Raw genomic sequence first — 478 nt, forward strand, 5'->3', positions numbered from 1 at the left:
AGACCGGATGGTCTTAAGGCTTGTGTTCATTTCTTCAACCGGTAAACGGACGAAGAAAATCATAAGGTCGTTTCTTACTCGTGTGAATGTTTGACATTCATATCGTTATCTAGTTTTCAAAGAACAATTGGAGACACAAAAAAAGTCTCGATGGTGGAGCCTAGCGGGATCGAACCGCTGACCTCCTGCGTGCAAGGCAGGCGCTCTCCCAGCTGAGCTAAGGCCCCGGGCGAAATGATTTTTTCAGTATGAAGATGGTGGGCCTAAATGGACTCGAACCATCGACCTCACGCTTATCAGGCGTGCGCTCTAACCAGCTGAGCTATAGGCCCATCATAAAGAGAACAAAGTTCTCTCAAAACTAAACAAATTCGAAGTGCGTCCGTTAATGGTTTGCATCGCTTGGATGCTCATATCTTCCTTAGAAAGGAGGTGATCCAGCCGCACCTTCCGATACGGCTACCTTGTTACGACTTCA

At 47.1% G+C, this 478-nt stretch carries 2 tRNA genes and 1 rRNA gene; all 3 read right to left on the reverse strand.

The features are described from left to right. Positions 1-151: 151 nt before the first annotated feature. Positions 152-227, reverse strand: a tRNA-Ala gene (locus tag ACQCVE_RS19575). 28 nt (positions 228-255) lie between these two features. Further along, positions 256-332, reverse strand: a tRNA-Ile gene (locus ACQCVE_RS19580). A gap of 93 nt (positions 333-425) precedes the next feature. Further along, positions 426-478, reverse strand: a 16S ribosomal RNA gene (locus ACQCVE_RS19585); the annotation flags it as partial.

This window comes from Metabacillus sp. 113a, from assembly GCF_050107635.1.
Classification (GTDB): domain Bacteria; phylum Bacillota; class Bacilli; order Bacillales; family Bacillaceae; genus Metabacillus_B.